Raw genomic sequence first — 18892 nt, 5'->3', positions numbered from 1 at the left:
AGCACTTATTGCATGATAACAAATTCACTCTTACAATCAAAAACTACATAATTGATTCTACCCGCTCTCCAAAGTGCTACTTGAACTATGCTGGCCAAATGCCTCCGACTTTGACTCTCGCTCTCCGAAGTGTTACTTGGTTTACGCTGGGCAAATGTCTCCGACTTTAATCTATAATGATAATCTACTAACACTAAATACAATCTTATAAAAAAAGCCCTACACGGGGCTTTTTCAATATATAAACCCAGATACCATGAAAAAGCCGCGACTTTATCTTGGATAAGAACTATTGATTTTTTCAAGGAGAAATTGAAGAAATAATAATTATAAGTTTTCATATTTAAAAGTCCCGGTAATGGGACTTTTTTTAATCTATTTTTTTTAAAAAAAATATTACATAAAAATAAGGGAGTTAGAAATTTGTTTACATTTGAAAATAAATAAAATCTGACGTTTATCCGACAAAGCCACCCAATTTAGGGATAATAAGTCTGATATCGTCATTAATATATACTATTTGGTGGCAAGTTTACCAAAATATCGCAAAAAATAGAAATTAATAAAAAAATATGATTGCATTGTACATAAATTGGGATTTTGACTCTGAAATAATAAACATTTACGGTTTTCCATTAAAATATTACGGACTTTTATTTGCTTGTGGTTTGGTTTTATGTATGTACATTCTAAAAAGAATTTTTAAAAGAGAAAACTTAAAAGATAGTGCACGCGAAGCATTGTTTGTTTATGGAATAATTGGAATTTTTGTCGGAGCGAGATTAGGACATTGTTTATTTTACGACTTTGATTATTATTCAAAAAACTTATTATAAATTATTTTACCTATTAAGAAAACTCTAAACGGAGAATACAAATTTATTGGCTTTGCAGGTTTAGCAAGTCACGGAGGTACAGTTGGATTAATTATTTCACTCTATATATATTCAAAAAAATATGAAATAAGATATCTTAAAACACTGGACTTGATTGCAATTGTTGCGCCACTTGGAGCAACATTTATAAGACTTGCAAATTTAATGAACTCTGAAATGATTGGTAATCCGACTTCAATGCCATGGGCATTTATTTTTAAACGTGTTGACAATATACCAAGGCATCCAGCTCAACTTTATGAAGCAATTTCATATTTAATGATTTTTATTATCGTTTTCACTATTTACAACACTAAAAACATAAAGTTAGGAAATGGTTTTTTGTTTGGTTTAGCAATAACTTTAATATTTGTAATGAGAATTTTAATAGAATTTCTAAAAATAAATCAAGTAGAATTTGAAAAAGGAATGAGTTTAAATATGGGGCAAATATTGAGTATTCCTTTTGTGTTATTGGGATTATACTTTGTAGCTTTTAATTTACTTAAAAACCAACCTAAATAAAAAAACCAGTCACCAACAGCGGTTTTGACCTAGTGTGTGATTTATTGGAATTACCGTTTCGCATCAACTCTTCTGCAAAGCCGAAAATTGAAAGGTTACGAATTTCCCACCATCTCAAAGCAGCGCGACGTCAAACTCTCTAACAACCTTCTTTTTAATTGCTTACATTTTTTGTATTAAAAATCGCTTAAATTATTTGCGCAACCCCGATACCGCTTATATCACACAATCGTTAGCGTAGTTTTGCAAACTGTGCCCAGAACAATAGACAAAGCGTTAAATTCGAGTTTTAAAAATTTTCCAGATGCTGTCCAATATTTTACTGCTTTACAATCTAACTGCTCAATAATTATAACTAGAAACGGAAAAGACTTTAAGCATTCTACAATTCCAATTATGACAGCTGAGGAATATTTATGTAGCATTACATAAACCGACTACTGCCAAAAGCTAGACTTCGTTGCGTCTAAAGCACCAACAATAAAACTCTTGCTGTTTTGCGTAATCGAAACATGAAATCAAACAAATGAATCCTGAATTAAATTTATTACTAACAAGAGAAGGTTTAGATATGAGCGACGACCTTAATGCTCCTAATAAACGGTTAAGAAACTAGGATACAAAATAAAGTTCCAAATAGAATCGCTATGCGACACATTTCTTGGTAAACGAAACGGATTTACGTTATATTCGGGAATTATTAGAGCGCAATAGTAGAAAAACTCATAGTCAATAAAGTACCAAAAGCATTCAGCAAATAAAAAGTCATTTTGATGATTTGTAATAAAAGATTATCTATACATTTGGAAAGACTAGGCTATTCAATAGTGATTACAGACCGGCTGCCAATACTTATAGATCCTTTACGATTTTAAACTTTTCAATTTTTAAAAATAAACCTTATGAAATCCAAACAAATTCTTCTTTTAATATTATTTATTTCCACTTCACTTTTTGCGCAAAGCACAGCACCACAATTAGATAAAATTAAGCAGCAAGATCTAAAAGATGATTTATATGAACTGGCGGGTGACGCCTTTCGGGGACGAAGAGGAGGAGAACTTGGCGAAATGCGAGCTTCTGTTTGGGTGGCTCAAAAGGCCCGTGAAGCTGGCCTTAAACCAGCAGGCGAAGATGGAACATACTTCCAATTCTTTAATCTGAAACGCAGCCGTATGGCCAATAGTAGTACTGTTAATGTAAATGGTAAAGCACTTGATCTTTGGAAAGAGATTTGGCCAACTAATTTGGTTGACACTACCCTAGAAGGCTCCGTAGTTTGGTTAGACAAAATACCGGATAATACTGTCGATCTGAAAGGCAAAATTGTAGCTATGAATATTATGCCTCCAACCCCCGTTATTCAAGACTGGGTGAGCCTCTGGCAATATCGTTATACCGCTTCTGCCATGAATCAGCAGGGAAAAGAACTCCTCAGCCGCGGTGTTACTGCTATCATTTTTGTTGCTGATGATACTGTAGAATCACTTATTTCGTTTACGGGATTTCATTATCAAGAAGGAAGTTATGGAATTGAAGGTGCCGAATCCTCTACTGCAGCTACGGTACCAATTATATTGGCAAGTAAACAGTTAAAAAATATATTTTCTAAACAAGGCGCTTATTTAAAAACTAATTTGAAGGTAGAGAATTTTGACTATCCTTCTATTAATGTTGTTGCAAAGGTTGATGGAACTGATCCTAAACTGAAAGAGGAATATGTTTTATTCAGCGGTCACCAGGACCATGACGGAGTAGGACCTGCTGTTAACGGTGATCCTATCTGGAACGGTGCTGATGATAATGCATCAGTAACGGTAGCGATGCTTGCAATAGGGAATGCGTGGAGTACACAACCCGCTAAGCGATCGGCTTTATTTGTGTGGCACGGATCTGAGGAAAGAGGTTTATTGGGTTCTCGCTATTTTGTTAGCCATCCCACCGTTAAACTGCCCTCCATAGTTGCTGTTTTAAATGGCGATATGATAGGACGCAATGCATCTGATTCTGCGGCGCTATTAGGCGTAACAGAACCTCATCTTAATTCTTCTGACCTTGTAGCTACCACTTTAGCAGCTAATAAAAGTATTGCCAACTTCAAAGTAGATACTTCTTGGGATGCTGCAGATCACCCAGAGAATTGGTACTTCCGAAGCGATCATCTTCCCTATGCTCAAGCTAATGTTCCAGCAATATTTTTCACCACCTTATTACACCCTGACTACCATACCCCCTTCGATAGCCCAGATAAAATTGACTATGTAAAACTTACTAAGATGACAAAGTGGATCTATGAAACCGGATGGAGAATTGCTGAAAGTGCCAAACGTCCTGCTTTAACTATTGAAATAAAAAAGTAAAAAATAACTAACTATTATGTTCTTAATAGACAAGCCATTTGTTTCCGATTTTCTTATCAAAACAATAAAAGATAATAATTATAAAATAATTGCAACCAAAGTAGCCAAAGAATTGATAAAAGATGATTCTTTGGCATGGATAGCCGAAGAGGAAGCAATCGCTTTACTAAAAAATAATCCAGAAATTTCTCTTTATAGCAATTCAGAGAATGCATTAGCTTGGATCGATCAAAATTATGGAGAAAGTGAATTATCAAGTCAATTACAAGTTTTAAAAAATAAAGTAAAGTTTAGAGAACTTATAAAAGAGCTGTTTCCCGACTTTTATTTCAGGCAAATAAGTATTGAAGAAATCCAACGATTGTCCGATGATGAAATTCGATTCCCTTTTGTAATTAAACCTGCTGTTGGTTTCTTTAGCATAGGAGTTCATATAGTAGAAAATGAGAAAGACTGGATAAAAGCTAAAAGTGAGTTACAACCGGATAAACTTAAAAGTATATTTCCTGAAAATGTATTAAACACAAGTACTTTTATTATTGAAGAATTTATTCGTGGAGAAGAATATGCAATCGATTATTATTACGACAATAATGGAGATGCTGTTTTGTTAAACGTTTTACACCACCTCTTTTCATCTGGAACAGACACAAGTGATCGGGTTTATTCAACATCCAAAGCAATCATTGAAAAGTATAAAATTGATCTTGAAGATTTTTTAAGTAAAATTGGCAAAGAGTTACATTTAAAAAATTTCCCGGCTCATGCAGAAGTCCGCATAGATGAAAATGGGAAAATAAACCCTATCGAAGTAAACCCTTTACGCTTTGGTGGATTTTGCACCACGGCCGACCTTCTAGGAGTAACTTTAGGATTTAATGAATACAAATGCTTTCGTGAAAATAAAAAACCAGACTGGGATTCTATATTTAAAGGCAAAGAGAATAAAATATTTAGTGTCATTGTTTTGGATAATAATTCAGGAATAATCCCTTCGGATATTTTAAGATTTAACTATTCAGATCTTGCTAAAGATTTTGAAAAACCAGTATTAATTAGAGAATTAGATATAAATAATTATCCTGTATTTGGATTTGCTTTTATTGAAAGTACAGCTAGTAATCAAAAAGAATTAAATGATATTCTGACCTCTGATTTAAGAAAATATATAGTATCGAAATAAGGAAAATTTTAAAGTGAACATGCTAACTTAGCCATCATAGAAAGTTAAGAAATAATCTTAATTTTAATCTATGAAACAAGTGCGCAAAATTTACGAAAAAGCTTTCAAAAAAAAAGCTGTCCAAAGCTAGACTTGGTTGCGTGGCACAATAAAAGCATCTGCACTATTTTACCTTTCAGCAAATTCCACAAAAAAAGCCCCAAACGGGGCTTTTTACATATAACAAAATTCAAGTTTTTATTTACTCAAATACATTTTTCTTCTAGAGTACAATTCGTAGAATTGATCGTCTTTCAAGTCATCAATAAACAAGTTCTTTATCCATCATCTTAATCTATAGATTAAGATGATGGAATAAAAAACTAATAATTTTAAAACCTAAAATTATTTACCTTTGTATAAATGAATAAAAACCTTTACATTATTGCTGGTTGCAATGGAGCAGGAAAAACAACTGCTTCCTTTACTATTTTACCAGAAATTTTAAATTGCAAAGAATTTGTAAATGCAGATGAAATTGCCAAAGGATTATCGCCTTTTCAGCCTGAAAAGGTATCTTTTGAAGCAGGAAGAATAATGCTCAAACGAATTAACGAACTTCTGGAAACAAATCAAACCTTTGCTTTTGAAACTACTTTGGCAACCAAAAGTTATAAATCTAAAATTGCCGAAGCAAAAAAGCAAAAATATAACGTAACGTTGTTATTTTTTTGGTTAGAAACTGTTGATTTAGCTATAGAAAGAGTTAAAACTCGAGTCATTGAAGGAGGTCATAATATAGAAACCGAAGTCATAAAGCGTAGATACATCAATGGAATTAAAAACCTTTTTGAAATTTATCTTGAAATTGCAGATGAAGTACTTATTTTTGATAATTCATTTGGAGTACCAGAATTAATTGCAGAAAAATCTTTAGAAACTGAAATAAAAATTTTAAGCGAAACTAAATTCTATAACTTAAAAAAATATTGGAATGAAAGAATATAAAAGATCTCAAAACCAACAAAAAATTGTTGATGGGATGAACAAAGTTTACGAGAAATTAATCGAATTCAAAAAGAGAACAAATAGTGAATTGGTTATTCTCAAGGATAATAAAATAGTTAGGGTAAAACCTTAAAACCACAAAAAAAGCCCCGAAATTTCGGGGCTTTTTACATATAACAAAATTCAAGTTTTTATTTACTCAAATACATTTTTCTTCTCGAATACAATTCATAGAACTGATCGTCTTTCAAGTCATCAATAAACAAGATGCTTTCCCCTGTTGATTTCATTTCTGGTCCCAATGCTTTGTTCACATTATGGAATTTGCTGAAAGAGAACACCGGTTGCTTGATGGCATATCCTTTCAACTGTGGGTTGAAAGTAAAGTCGGTTACTTTATTGTGACCTAACATTACTTTAGTCGCATAGTTCACATACGGTTCTCCGTAGGCTTTTGCAATAAATGGAACCGTACGAGACGCTCTAGGATTTGCTTCAATGATGTAAACGATATCATCTTTTATCGCAAACTGAATGTTGATTAAACCAACGGTTCTCAAAGCCAATGCAATATTTTTGGTATGGTCTTTTATTTGTTGCATTACAAATTCACCTAAGTTAAATGGCGGCAAAGTAGCGTTACTATCTCCAGAGTGTACTCCGCAAGGTTCGATGTGCTCCATAATCCCTATGATGTACACATTTTCCCCATCGCAAATCGCATCAGCTTCGGCTTCAATTGCCCCATCCAAATAATGGTCTAAAAGCAATTTATTTCCTGGAATCGTTTTCAATAAATTGATCACGTGTTCCTCTAATTCTTGCTTGTTAATTACAATCTTCATTCCCTGACCACCCAAAACATACGAAGGACGAATCAATAATGGAAAGTCCAAAACATCCGCTAAGGCCGAAGCTTCGTCAGCAGTTTCAGCAATTCCAAATTGCGGAAAAGGAATTTTTAAATCGGTTAACAATTCTGAGAAACGTCCTCTGTCTTCGGCTAAATCCAAAGCGTCAAAGCTCGTTCCAATAATTTTAATACCGTATTTAGATAGTTTTTCGGCCAATTTCAAAGCCGTTTGACCTCCCAATTGTACAATTACCCCTTCTGGTTTTTCATGTTGGATAATATCGTAAATATGTTCCCAGAAAACTGGTTCAAAATACAATTTATCGGCTGTATCAAAATCAGTCGAAACCGTTTCCGGATTACAGTTGATCATGATAGTTTCGTAACCACATTCTTTGGCGGCAAGCACACCGTGAACGCAAGAGTAATCGAACTCGATTCCCTGTCCAATTCTATTTGGGCCTGACCCAAGAACAATTATTTTCTTTTTATCAGTAACAATACTTTCGTTGTCCACGTAACGGGTTCCATCCGCTTTTTCTATTTCGGCTTCAAAAGTCGAGTAATAATAAGGCGTTTTTGCTTTGAACTCCGCCGCACAAGTATCTACTAATTTAAACACACGATTGATGTTCATTGTAGTTCGCAACGTATGCACTTGGCTTTCTAAACAACCTACCATGTGCGCGATTTGTCTGTCAGCAAAACCTTTTTGTTTCGCTTCCAATAACAATTCTCTTGGCAAAGAATCAACTTTATAGTTTGAAATTTCTTTTTCTAACGTATATAGCTCTTCGTATTGTTTTAAGAACCACATATCAATTTTAGTGATTTCATGAATGCGACTCAATGGAATTCCCAGTGCGATAGCATCGTAAATCACAAAAACACGATCCCAACTCGCAAAAGTCAGTTTTTCGATAATCTGTTCGTAGTTCGTGTATCCTTTTCCGTCAGCACCCAAACCATTTCTTTTAATTTCCAAAGATTGAGTCGCTTTGTGTAATGCTTCTTGGAACGAACGTCCAATTCCCATAACCTCACCTACTGATTTCATTTGAAGTCCCAAAGTGCGGTCAGCTCCTTCGAATTTATCAAAGTTCCAACGCGGAATTTTTACAATTACATAATCCAAAGTTGGTTCGAATAAAGCCGAAGTCGATTTGGTAATTTGATTTTGCAGTTCATCTAAGTTGTACCCCAAAGCTAGTTTGGAAGCAATTTTTGCAATTGGATAACCCGTTGCTTTTGATGCCAAAGCAGAAGAACGAGAAACACGAGGATTGATTTCAATCGCTACAATGTCTTCTTTATCATCTGGCGAAACGGCAAACTGCACGTTACAACCTCCGGCAAAGTTTCCGATGCTACGCATCATCAAGATTGCATAGTCACGCATTCTTTGAAAAGTCGTGTCAGACAAAGTCATTGCTGGCGCAACCGTAATGGAATCTCCGGTGTGAATTCCCATTGGATCCATATTTTCGATCGAACAAATAATCACGACATTGTCATTTTTATCTCTCAAAAGCTCCAATTCGTATTCTTTCCAACCCATCAAAGCTTTATCAATCAAGACTTCGTGAATAGGAGATGCTTCTAACCCACGAGTCAAAAGTTCGTTAAAATCTTCTTTTTTATAAACAATAGCAGCTCCGGTTCCACCTAAAGTAAAAGAAGGACGGATTACTAATGGAAAACCAAATTCCTGAGCAATTTCTTTTCCTCTCAGATAAGACGTACATATTTCTGCCGGAGCAGATGGCACACCTATTTTTTTAAGCAATTGTTTGAACTGTTCTCTGTCTTCGGTAATATTGATAGCGTTAACATCAACACCAATTAATTTTACTCCAAAATCAGCCCAAATCCCTTTTTCATCGGCTTCTAAACAAAGATTTAAAGCCGTTTGCCCTCCCATTGTAGGCAAGACTGCATCAATCTGAGGATGTTCTTTTAAAATTTGAATAATTGATTTTGTCGTTAAGGGCAATAAATATATATGATCCGCCATTGATGGATCAGTCATGATTGTTGCCGGATTCGAATTGATCAAAATAACTTCGATTCCTTCTTCACGAATAGAACGTGCAGATTGTGATCCCGCATAATCAAATTCACATGCTTGACCAATAACAATAGGACCTGAACCTATTATTAAAACTGATTTTATGGATGTATCTTTTGGCATTTTATAGTATTATTGTGTTGTGTAGTTGTTGTTTTGAAAAGATTAAAATTACTGAACTCAAATCTTTTAACTGTAAATATTAAACATTTTTTAACGAATAGGTATAAAAAAAGGCGATACTAAAAAAAGTAACGCCTTATTTATGTTTATACAAACATTATTTTTTGTGTCTTGGTTCGCAAGAAACAGTCAATTTATGTCTTCCTTTAGCTCTTCTTCTAGCAAGAACTTTTCTTCCATTCGCAGAAGCCATTCTGTCCATAAATCCGTGCTTATTTCTTCTTTTTCTTTTCGATGGTTGAAACGTTCTTTTGCTCATTGCTTTGTATCTTTAAAATCTTATTTATATGTCTTCTTATTTTGAATAACCGTTATTCTAAAACCGAGTGCAAATATACAAAGACTTTTTTTCCTCACAAGTAGTTTTGTAAAAATATTTTCATTTCATTTTACTATATTTGTGATCTTAAAATAATCACACTATGTTTCACAGAAATATTAAACTTATTATCGCCGGACTTATCATCGCTACTGGCATTTGGCAATTCACAGAAAGCAATATCGGTAATGGAATCTTCCTAATATTATTAAGTGCAATTCCTATATTCCTTTACTTCAAAAACGAATTCATCTTATTGGCTTTCTTAAAACTAAGAAAACAAGATTTTGAAGGTGCCCAAAAATGGTTGGCGTACATCAAAAACCCCGAAACAGCTTTAGTACAAAAACAACAAGGCTATTTCAATTACTTGCACGGAATTATGCTTTCACAAACAAATATCAACAAAGCGGAAAAATATTTCAGAAAAGCAATTGAGTTAGGATTATCAATGGATATGGATTTGGCTGTAGCCAAATTAAACTTAGCCGGAGTTGCCATGACACGCAGAAGAAAATTAGAAGCTACTTCCCTATTGAATGAAGCTAAAAAATTAGACAAACAGAATATGTTGAAAGATCAGATCACAATGATGAAAGATCAGATGAAAAAAATATAATTTATACAACTACAGAAAAAGGGTCAAATGATAACACATTTGACCCTTTTTTTATAGTTTAAGCATTGAAGTCAACGATTTTATAACTCCACTTATATTTTCTTAAATGCCTGATATCGTTTAAAAAATAATTAATACCCTTTTAGAGGAATTTCAATTTGGTATTTTTTACCAGTATCATTTATTAATTTGGTTTCCCTGAGCCAAGGATTGTGTATTTTCAAAATCTTATAATTAATCCCTTGTCCTTTTGCAAATGCCGCCAAATCTGTAATCGAACTGTCAATTTCGATTTTCTTGGTTGGCAAAATTTCATACAAATCACCCGGAAGTATATTAAACTCATATTTTACCGGATTCTTCATGATCTCTTTCAAAGCTAAAATCCTAAAAACATATCGAGACGTTTCTTCCGTAAGCAGCAAATCATAATAGTCAGACACTTTTTGGATTCCAATTTGTTTATTGACACCTGACATTCCCCCATTGTATGAGGCTGCCGCCAAAGTCCAGCTTCCAAATTTTCCTTTGGCACTCAAAAAATAACTGCAAGCTGCTTCCGTCGATTTTTCAAGGTCATAGCGCTGATCTACATTTTCAGTCACTTCCATTCCGCGTTCCTTTGCTGTATCCGGCATGAATTGCCAAACTCCCCGCGCTCCTGCTGGCGAAACTGCATTCACCAATCCGCTTTCAATTACTGCCAAGTATTTGAAATCGTCCGGAATACCATTCTTTTTCAAAATAGGCTCAATTACCGGAAAAGCGCGATTGGCTCTTTTTATCGCTAAAATTGTGGACGCGTGTAAATTCACATTCACCAGCAATTCCCGATCAAAACGTTCCTTTACATCTGATATTTTTAATGGTGTTTCCTCACCGGCAAAGTCTAATTTCACAGGAAAATTAGAAACAATTCCATCTTCAATATTTTTTTGTTTTGCATCATTTGTTGTAGCAAAAACAAATAGGCCACTCGCAAATATTACGGTACTTATTACCGCTACTTTATTAATTAATTTCATCTTTTTCATTTTTATCCTTTCATATCGTTATTAAAGTGTGATTACTTCATTTTTGCCCCCAATATAATCGAAGGTAAATTTTCGTTCAACCATTTGTATTTATTCAAAATCATGATGTGCGTCCCGCCTTTTACAACGATACAATTCTTAATATATTTTATAGGAAACACATCATCCGCATCACCGTGAATGTGAATTACGTTTTCATCAACAACGGTTCTATCCCATAAAATCACTTGCTCCACAGCCCAATTTAAATACCGAATATCCCTAACGGAAAGGAATTTCTCATATAATTTGAGCCGTTGATTTACTTTTTCACCAAAAGAAAACTTAGCCAGACTTTCGATATTTGCAAATAAACTCATCGGAATGAGTTTATAGGCTTTGGTGGTTTTAGCAATTTTTAGTCTTCGAGGAAATTCAGAATTACATCGTACACTCGAAATAATGATAACTTTGCGTGCGTCCACATATTTTGCCATTTCCTGAACTAAGATTCCACCAAAAGAAACACCAATCAAAACGGGATTTTTATGCTTTATTTTCTTTGTAATTCTCTGGGCATAATGCGTTAATGATTCATTGTCCAGCGGAATCTCCCACTCTAACAAATGGATTTCAAATGTGTCTTCGGGAAGTACAATACGCTCAAAAATAGCAGCACTTGACGCCAAACCAGGCATTAGATACACGGGGATTTTAATCATAATTGTTTTAACGATTTTATAACAAAATTTAGTCTTTTTATAGCGAATTTTGTATAAAATTAATTTTTTTATTCAAACCCCATCCGCTTTTTACTTTATATTATCAATAATTTATGACAACGCAACTATTTGAATCAAATACAAGAGGCAAGGCCGATTTTGGATGGCTTAAAGCCAATTTCTCTTTTTCGTTCGGCAATTATTTTAACCCTGAGCGTTTACAATTTGGAATGTTACGCGTTTTAAATGATGACACCATTGCTGGAGGTACAGGTTTTGGTACTCATAGTCACGCCAATATGGAAATCATTACCATTCCACTCGAAGGCGGCTTAGCGCACAAGGACAGTATGGGAAATGAAGGCGTCATTCGTTTTGGAGAAGTCCAAGTAATGAGTGCGGGATCCGGAGTGGAACATTCTGAACTGAATGCGAGTCAGAGCGAAGAGGCAAAAACTTTACAACTATGGATTTTTCCTGACTTAGAAAACGTGCCACCAAGATACGACCAGAAATCATTTGATATTGAGAATCAAATTAATACCTTTGTAAACATTGTTTCGCCAAATGATCAAAATGATGGCAACGCACTTTGGGTTTACCAGAAAACCTTTTTCCATTTAGGAATATTCGAGAGCAATACCAGCGTTACTTACAAAGTACGAATTCCTAAAAACGGTGTTTATTTATTTTTAATTGAAGGCGAAATAGAGGTTAACAACAACGTTTTGAAGGCAAGAGATGCCATGGGAATTACAGATTTTGACGCATTTAAAATCAAGATCAGTACCAAATCAAAAATACTTTTGGTAGAGGTACCAATGAATTAGAGTTAATTATTATGGATGCAGCAAGCACTATGGAAATCAAAGACAATACTTTTTCAAGACAATTTGAAACTTTAGTCGATCAAGGATTAGTTTCTGTTGAATATTCTTTTCAGGAAAAAAAGATATTTTTAACCAAAATAAATGTTCCGGAAACGTTCGAAGATGAAGAATTTATTTCTAATTTCCTGAAAAACATAATGGAAATTGCGATTGAACGAAAATTGAAAGTGGTTCCTATTCTTCCAAAAATAGTAGTGTTTTTCAAAAAAAATCCTGTTTATAAAGAGTTGCTTCCGCCGGGAATTAGACTTTAACAAAAAGCGGCTGTATTCTAAAATACAGCCGCTTTTTGATTTATAAAGATTCCAACAAAATTATTTTTCTATCTCTCGCATGCTTTCCATTTTCTTATTAGCCAAGAAACCTGCAATATCTTCAAAATGTTCTACTACTCTTTTGTTTCCAAATTCAAAAACCTTTGTCGCTAACCCGTCCAGAAAATCCCTGTCGTGCGAAACTAAAATCAAGGTTCCGTCAAAATCGCGCAAAGCATCTTTGATAATGTCTTTGGTTTTCATATCCAAGTGATTCGAAGGCTCATCGAGAATCAATAAATTGACTGGTTCCAACAATAATTTTATCATCGCCAAACGCGTTTTTTCCCCACCGGAAAGCACTTTTACTTTTTTGGTAACATCATCTCCTTGAAACATGAAAGCGCCCAGAATATCTTTGATTTTAGTTCGAACATCACCCACGGCAATATCATCAATGGTTTCAAAAATAGTGGCATTTTCGTCTAGCAACGAAGCTTGGTTTTGGGCAAAATAACCAATTTTCGCATTATGTCCAATTTCTAAACTACCACCATTTATTTCAATTTCTTTCATAATGGCTTTGATCATCGTCGATTTTCCTTCTCCATTTTTCCCTACGAAAGCTACTTTTTCGCCTCTTTCAATCACCATATTTGCATTGGAAAAAACAACATGATCGCCATACGATTTTGACAAATCTTTAACTATCACAGGATATTGTCCGGAACGGGCAGCAGGAGGAAATTTTAGTTTTAAAGCCGAAGTATCCACTTCATCCACCTGAACTATAACAAGCTTTTCTAACATCTTAACACGAGACTGAACGGCATCCGTTTTAGAAAAAGTTCCCTTGAAACGGTCAATAAAAGTCCTGTTATCGGCAATCATGCGCTGTTGCTCGTCATACGCTTTTTGCTGATGCACACGTCTGTCTTTTCTAAGTTCTAAATAATGAGAATATTTGGCTTTATAATCATAAATACGTCCCATTGTAACTTCAATGGTACGATTCGTAATATTATCTACAAAAGCTTTATCGTGAGAAATCACAACAACAGCTTTGGCTGAATTAATCAAAAAATCCTCTAACCATTGAATACTTTCAATATCCATGTGGTTGGTTGGCTCATCTAGTAATATTAAGTCTGGTTTTTGCAAGAGGATTTTGGCCAATTCGATTCGCATTCTCCATCCTCCGGAAAATTCTGAAGTTTGACGATTAAAATCTTCGCGAACAAATCCCAAACCGATCAATATTTTTTCAACTTCGGCTTCATAATTTACTTCTTCTATCGCATAGAATTTCTCACTTAAGTCAGAAACTCTTTCGATTAATTTCATGTAAGCATCACTTTCATAATCGGTACGAATCGTCAATTGCTCATTGATTTCATCGATCTCTGCTTTCATATGGAAAATCTCACCAAATGCTTTTGACGTTTCTTCCATCACCGTTGCTCCGTCCGTAGATAACAAATGCTGAGGCAAATAGGCCACAACAGCATCTTTTGGTGCCGAAATATTCCCTGTCGAAGGTTTGCTTTGACCTGCAATAATTTTAAGAAGCGTCGATTTTCCGGCTCCATTTTTACCCATAAGGGCAATTTTATCATTTTCATTTATAGCAAAAGAAACATCGCTAAAAAGTGCAGTGCCGCCAAATTGCACCGAAATATCGTTAACTGTAATCATTTAAATTATAAGATTTTTAGATAATTGGATTATCAGATTTTAAAAATGCAAATATAGATTAATTCAGGAAGAAGCCAATTGATTAAGTTACAACAATAAAAATTTTAAAACATTGAAATATAAAATTTAATCGACTTACAATAATATTCTTTTTTCATAGTTTTACATTTGATAATCAAACGGTTAAAAAAACTAAACTGGTACTAAAACGACACACTTGAATTATTCAGATTATAGGAAATACGCTAAAAAGAACTCTATGAAAAAGACATTACTATTAATTCTTTTATGCTCTTTTAATTTTATTACGGCACAAGAAAATGACGAAATTGTAAAAAAGGCAAACGAGATACAAACAAAATGGGGCTATAAAGCCAAAAATAAAAACATCATAACCCTAATTGATTTTTCAAAATCAATAGAGGAATCCCGACTTTACGTTATTGATTTAAAAAACAGTAAAATACTCCTGACCACTAATGTTGATCATGGATCCGGCTCTGGAACAGGATTAAAACCTCAATCTTTTAGTAATAATGTAGGAAGCAACGCAACTTCATTAGGATGTTATGTAACTCTACAAACGTATAAAGGAATGTGGGGCTATTCATTAAAATTAAACGGCCTAGAAAGTGAAAAAAATTCGAATGCTTTAAAAAGAAATATTGTAGTCCATTCGTCTAAAAGAATGTATAGCAAATTCAGCTTGGGTTGCTTTTCTGTTCCAGACCAGAATGCTAACATTCTGATTGACTTAATAAAAGATGGTTCGTTAGTGTATGCCTACCAATAATCAGTTCATTTATTTTTATCTGTAAAATAACGTAAGCCTCAATCAAGAGGCTTACGTTATTTTATATATGATGCAGGAATTATTCTTTTCTCCATTTTTTAGTTTCCTCAAAAACATGTTCTAAAATTGCCGATTCTCTTTCATCAAAATCTACGTTTCGGCGGCTCATCACCAACCGAGCAGTTTCAAACGCTTTTTTTGTGATATAAGTCGTGAATCCTGAAGCACCGCCCCAAGAAAAACTTGGCACAAAGTTGCGCGGAAATCCACTGCCAAAAATATTTGCGCTTACTCCCACTACTGTTCCTGTATTGAACATCGTATTAATGCCACATTTGCTGTGGTCACCCATCATCAAACCGCAAAACTGAAGACCTGTTTTCGCGAAACCTTCCGTTTCATAGCTCCACAATTTTACTTCTTCGTAATTGTTTTTTAGATTCGAATTGTTACTATCGGCTCCGATGTTACACCATTCACCGAGAACAGAATTCCCTAAAAATCCATCATGTCCTTTATTAGAATAACCAAATAAAACGGAATTATTGACTTCGCCTCCAATTCTTGAATGCGGACCTACAGTTGTTGCTCCGTAGACTTTGGCACCCATTTTTACAGTTGCATTTTCGCACAAGGCAAAAGGACCTCTGATTACCGAACCTTCCATGATTTCTGAATCTTTACCTATGTATATTGGACCTGTAGAAGCATTTAAAGTGACGAACTCTAATTTTGCACCTTCTTCTATAAATATATTTTCGGGAGCGATGACGTTGACACTTTTGGGAATAGGCTGCGATCTTCTGTCTTCAGTCAAGTATTCAAAATCTTCTCGTATTGCCGCATCATTTTTAGAAAAAATGTCCCAAGTATTATGTACCGTCAAACATTCCTCGTTGTACTCTAAAATTTCATAGGAATCAAAATTTACTTCTTCCTGTTCTTCCAAAGTATAAAAAGCAATCACTTCATCGCCTTTAAAAATTGCCTGATTCGGTTCCAGATTACTAACCATTTCAACCAAAACATCATTAGGAAGAAAGGAAGCATTTATCATTACATTTACCTCTAACTCTACCATTGGAAATTTCTCCGATAAATATTCCTCTGTCAATGTGGTGGTGGTAGAACCCAGACGCATTTCCCATTTTTGACGAATCGTCATGATACCAATAAGAATATCTGCAACAGGACGTGTGAAAGTAAAAGGCAATAAGGCATTTCTGGAAGGTCCGTCAAAAAGTATGTAATTCATAAAATTGTTTATTTGTTGATTCCGTTATTTGTTGATAAGAAACTAGTTCAAACAACTTTCTTTTTTATTATATCGTCTTCAAAGTTACAAAGTTTTAAAATAAATAAAATAAAAAAAGCCTTCCGAAAAGAAAGGCTTTACTATAATTATGAACAAGTTAAAATTATTTAACGTGTTTAGCGTATTTAGTTTTGAATTTATCAATACGTCCTGCAGTATCAATAAGTTTAGATTTACCTGTGTAAAAAGGGTGAGAAGTTCTAGAGATCTCCATTTTTACAACTGGGTATTCAACACCATCAACTGTTAATGTTTCTCTTGTATCTGCAGTAGATTTAGTAATAAAAACTTCGTCATTTGACATGTCTTTAAATGCAACTAATCTGTAATTTTCTGGGTGAATTCCTTTTTTCATCTTGTTAATCTTTTTTATTTGTTAATTATAATTTGTCTTGAAGCTTTTCTTATAACAGAAAAGGTATAAACCCCTTATAACTTTTTGTTTTACAATATTATTTTGAGTCTGCAAATTTACAATTTTTTTCCAATAATCAAATCTTTGTCTCACTTTTTTTATATAATCGTAAAAAGTGATTTTTAGCTCCGAATATATTGGGAATTGTTATATTTGTGGATTAATTCTAAAACAACAACAATGATAAATGAAATTATTAAAAAGAATGGAATAACCTTTGGAGTAACAATTGGAATTGTTTCTGCATTAATCACTTCAACAATTTACGCTATTGATTTAAATTTGTTTACTTCTTGGTGGATTGGAGTCTTAAGTATTTTGGTTTATCTTACATTGGGAATTGTTTTACTTTCGAAAACAAAAAAAGAGCTGAACAATGTTTTCTCTTTTAAGGATGCTTTTACGACTTACTTTATAGCTACACTAATAGGTATTTTAATTTCAACTCTTTTTAATGTTCTTTTATTCAATTTCATTGATCCTTCTGCCAAAGAGACTTTAAGTGAATTAATGATTAAATACACTGTCAATATGATGCAAAAATTTGGCACACCAGCATCAGCCATTAATGAAGCTATTGCAAAATTAAAAGAAAATAATCCTTATTCTACATTAGAATTACTAAAAGGATCTGTTTTTAGTATTGTTTTTAGTTCAATTTTCGGATTAATTTTGGCAGCATTCTTTAAAAGCAAAACTACACAAGAATAAAAATTAATGAATTTATCACTACTTATACCGCTTCTTAATGAAGAGGAATCACTTAATGAACTCTATAATTGGATCATCAAAGTGATGCATTCTCATAATTATACGTATGAAATCATTTTTCTGGATGATGGAAGCACCGATAATTCATGGAATATTATAGAAGGATTTGCCCAAGAAAACCCTCATGTAAAAGGCGTTCGTTTCATGAAAAATTTTGGAAAATCACAAGCGTTGCATGCTGGTTTTGCAAAAGCGCAAGGTGATGTTATAATTACAATGGATGCTGACTTGCAAGACAGCCCAGAGGAAATTCCGGGATTGTATGATATGATTACCAATGGGAAATATGATTTAGTTTCCGGATGGAAAAAGAAACGCTACGACTCCGTAGTGGCGAAAAACCTGCCTTCTAAATTATTCAATTGGGCGGCGAGAAAAACATCGGGAGTGGAATTGAATGATTTTAACTGTGGACTGAAAGCCTACAAAAATATTGTGGTAAAAAACATTGAAGTTTCGGGTGAAATGCACCGATACATTCCGGTTTTGGCAAAAAATGCCGGTTTTGGAAAAATTGGCGAAAAAGTAGTGCAGCATCAAGCCAGAAAATATGGTGAAACTAAATTTGGGATGGAACGTTTCATTAACGGTTTCCTGGATTTAATAACTATTTGGTTTCTTTCAAGATTTGGAAAAAGGCCGATGCATTTATTCGGCGCCATGGGATCATTAATGTTTATTATTGGGGTTATGCTTGCCGGATATATTGGTATTTCAAAACTATACCATATGTATAATGACATGCGCTACAGTCTGGTAACGAACAATCCTTGGTTTTATATTGCGCTTACCACAATGGTATTGGGAACACAATTATTTTTGGCTGGATTTCTTGGCGAAATAATTTTGCGCACAAAAAATAATGAAGAGCGTTATAAAATATCAAGTGAAGTTAATTTTTTATAGGTATAATTAAATGAAACGATAATAGTTCTTGTTTGCACAATGCCTAGCCCTGATAGCAGCGGCATCCTTTTTATTTTTTTTCTTTAAAAAAAGAAAAAGATATAGCGAATAGCAGGAAATAGCTCCTAAAAAAAAACAACTGGATT

Annotated in this window: 17 protein-coding genes and 1 pseudogene; 11 read left to right on the top strand and 7 right to left on the bottom strand. The window is 34.0% G+C overall.

Going from position 1 to position 18892, the window contains the following annotated elements:
- The first annotated feature begins 572 nt into the window (after positions 1-572).
- The 5 genes and pseudogenes from lgt (at position 573) to ACP7AV_RS14830 (ending at position 6063) form a co-directional block, all read left to right on the top strand.
- Positions 573-1400: pseudogene (gene lgt, locus ACP7AV_RS14850) on the top strand (prolipoprotein diacylglyceryl transferase).
- A 902-nt stretch (positions 1401-2302) separates the two neighbouring features.
- The gene (locus ACP7AV_RS14845; protein WP_426092613.1) at positions 2303-3760 is read left to right on the top strand and encodes a M28 family metallopeptidase; all 1458 of its coding nucleotides are present in this window, start codon (positions 2303-2305) and stop codon (positions 3758-3760) included.
- A gap of 130 nt (positions 3761-3890) precedes the next feature.
- Positions 3891-4943 carry an ATP-grasp domain-containing protein gene (locus ACP7AV_RS14840; protein WP_426092612.1) on the top strand — a complete coding sequence of 351 codons (1053 nt, stop codon included), beginning with the start codon at positions 3891-3893 and terminating at the stop codon, positions 4941-4943.
- A 402-nt stretch (positions 4944-5345) separates the two neighbouring features.
- Complete coding sequence (locus ACP7AV_RS14835; RefSeq protein ID WP_426092611.1) at positions 5346-5930, top strand: zeta toxin family protein; 585 nt, start codon at positions 5346-5348, stop codon at positions 5928-5930.
- The gene (locus ACP7AV_RS14830) at positions 5917-6063 is read left to right on the top strand and encodes a hypothetical protein (protein WP_416843104.1); all 147 of its coding nucleotides are present in this window, start codon (positions 5917-5919) and stop codon (positions 6061-6063) included. The genes ACP7AV_RS14835 and ACP7AV_RS14830 overlap by 14 nt, the downstream gene beginning before the upstream one ends.
- Positions 6064-6121: 58 nt before the next feature.
- Here ACP7AV_RS14830 and carB read toward each other — a convergent pair whose 3' ends face one another.
- Positions 6122-8974, bottom strand: a complete 2853-nt coding sequence (gene carB / locus ACP7AV_RS14825) for a carbamoyl-phosphate synthase large subunit (RefSeq protein ID WP_426092610.1) — start codon at positions 8972-8974, stop codon at positions 6122-6124.
- A gap of 157 nt (positions 8975-9131) precedes the next feature.
- Positions 9132-9293 (bottom strand): 50S ribosomal protein L34, encoded by a 162-nt coding sequence (gene rpmH / locus ACP7AV_RS14820; protein ID WP_007136275.1) that lies wholly within the window; start codon positions 9291-9293, stop codon positions 9132-9134.
- Between the two features lie 163 nt (positions 9294-9456).
- Here rpmH and ACP7AV_RS14815 point away from each other — a divergent pair, with 163 nt between their 5' ends.
- Complete coding sequence (locus ACP7AV_RS14815) at positions 9457-9972, top strand: DUF2892 domain-containing protein (RefSeq protein ID WP_426063542.1); 516 nt, start codon at positions 9457-9459, stop codon at positions 9970-9972.
- Positions 9973-10103: 131 nt separating this feature from the next.
- On the opposite strand, the gene ACP7AV_RS14810 is transcribed toward ACP7AV_RS14815, so the two are convergent.
- Both ACP7AV_RS14810 and ACP7AV_RS14805 read right to left on the bottom strand, forming a co-directional pair.
- On the bottom strand, positions 10104-10997 hold the full coding sequence (locus ACP7AV_RS14810; protein WP_426092609.1) for a lytic transglycosylase domain-containing protein: 894 nt from the start codon (positions 10995-10997) through the stop codon (positions 10104-10106).
- Positions 10998-11038: 41 nt separating this feature from the next.
- Entirely contained in the window at positions 11039-11707 is a 669-nt protein-coding gene (locus ACP7AV_RS14805; protein WP_426092608.1) for an alpha/beta fold hydrolase, read from the bottom strand.
- A 113-nt stretch (positions 11708-11820) separates the two neighbouring features.
- Here ACP7AV_RS14805 and ACP7AV_RS14800 point away from each other — a divergent pair, with 113 nt between their 5' ends.
- The gene (locus ACP7AV_RS14800) at positions 11821-12537 is read left to right on the top strand and encodes a pirin family protein (protein WP_426092607.1); all 717 of its coding nucleotides are present in this window, start codon (positions 11821-11823) and stop codon (positions 12535-12537) included.
- Between the two features lie 29 nt (positions 12538-12566).
- On the top strand, positions 12567-12851 hold the full coding sequence (locus ACP7AV_RS14795; RefSeq protein WP_091206953.1) for a GNAT family N-acetyltransferase: 285 nt from the start codon (positions 12567-12569) through the stop codon (positions 12849-12851).
- 60 nt (positions 12852-12911) lie between these two features.
- Here the strand turns inward: ACP7AV_RS14795 and ACP7AV_RS14790 are convergent, their stop codons facing one another.
- Positions 12912-14546, bottom strand: coding sequence for an ABC-F family ATP-binding cassette domain-containing protein (locus tag ACP7AV_RS14790; RefSeq protein WP_426092606.1), 1635 nt, complete (start codon positions 14544-14546; stop codon positions 12912-12914).
- Positions 14547-14805: 259 nt separating this feature from the next.
- On the opposite strand from ACP7AV_RS14790, the gene ACP7AV_RS14785 reads away from it, so the two are divergent.
- Positions 14806-15339 carry a murein L,D-transpeptidase catalytic domain-containing protein gene (locus ACP7AV_RS14785; protein ID WP_426092605.1) on the top strand — a complete coding sequence of 178 codons (534 nt, stop codon included), beginning with the start codon at positions 14806-14808 and terminating at the stop codon, positions 15337-15339.
- Positions 15340-15418: 79 nt separating this feature from the next.
- Here the strand turns inward: ACP7AV_RS14785 and ACP7AV_RS14780 are convergent, their stop codons facing one another.
- Together ACP7AV_RS14780 and ACP7AV_RS14775 are read right to left on the bottom strand one after the other, a co-directional pair.
- Positions 15419-16594, bottom strand: coding sequence for a GlmU family protein (locus tag ACP7AV_RS14780; protein WP_426092604.1), 1176 nt, complete (start codon positions 16592-16594; stop codon positions 15419-15421).
- Between the two features lie 163 nt (positions 16595-16757).
- On the bottom strand, positions 16758-17009 hold the full coding sequence (locus tag ACP7AV_RS14775; RefSeq protein WP_039109118.1) for a type B 50S ribosomal protein L31: 252 nt from the start codon (positions 17007-17009) through the stop codon (positions 16758-16760).
- A 240-nt stretch (positions 17010-17249) separates the two neighbouring features.
- Here ACP7AV_RS14775 and ACP7AV_RS14770 point away from each other — a divergent pair, with 240 nt between their 5' ends.
- Complete coding sequence (locus tag ACP7AV_RS14770; RefSeq protein WP_426092603.1) at positions 17250-17780, top strand: DUF4199 domain-containing protein; 531 nt, start codon at positions 17250-17252, stop codon at positions 17778-17780.
- Positions 17781-17786: 6 nt separating this feature from the next.
- Positions 17787-18746 (top strand): glycosyltransferase family 2 protein, encoded by a 960-nt coding sequence (locus tag ACP7AV_RS14765; protein WP_426092601.1) that lies wholly within the window; start codon positions 17787-17789, stop codon positions 18744-18746.
- Positions 18747-18892 lie beyond the last annotated feature (146 nt).

The organism is Flavobacterium sp. DSR3-2 (genome assembly GCF_049896525.1).
In the GTDB taxonomy this organism is placed as follows: Bacteria; Bacteroidota; Bacteroidia; order Flavobacteriales; family Flavobacteriaceae; genus Flavobacterium.
The sequence above is the reverse complement of the archived record's forward strand: the minus strand, read 5'-3'. Positions and strand labels throughout refer to the sequence as shown.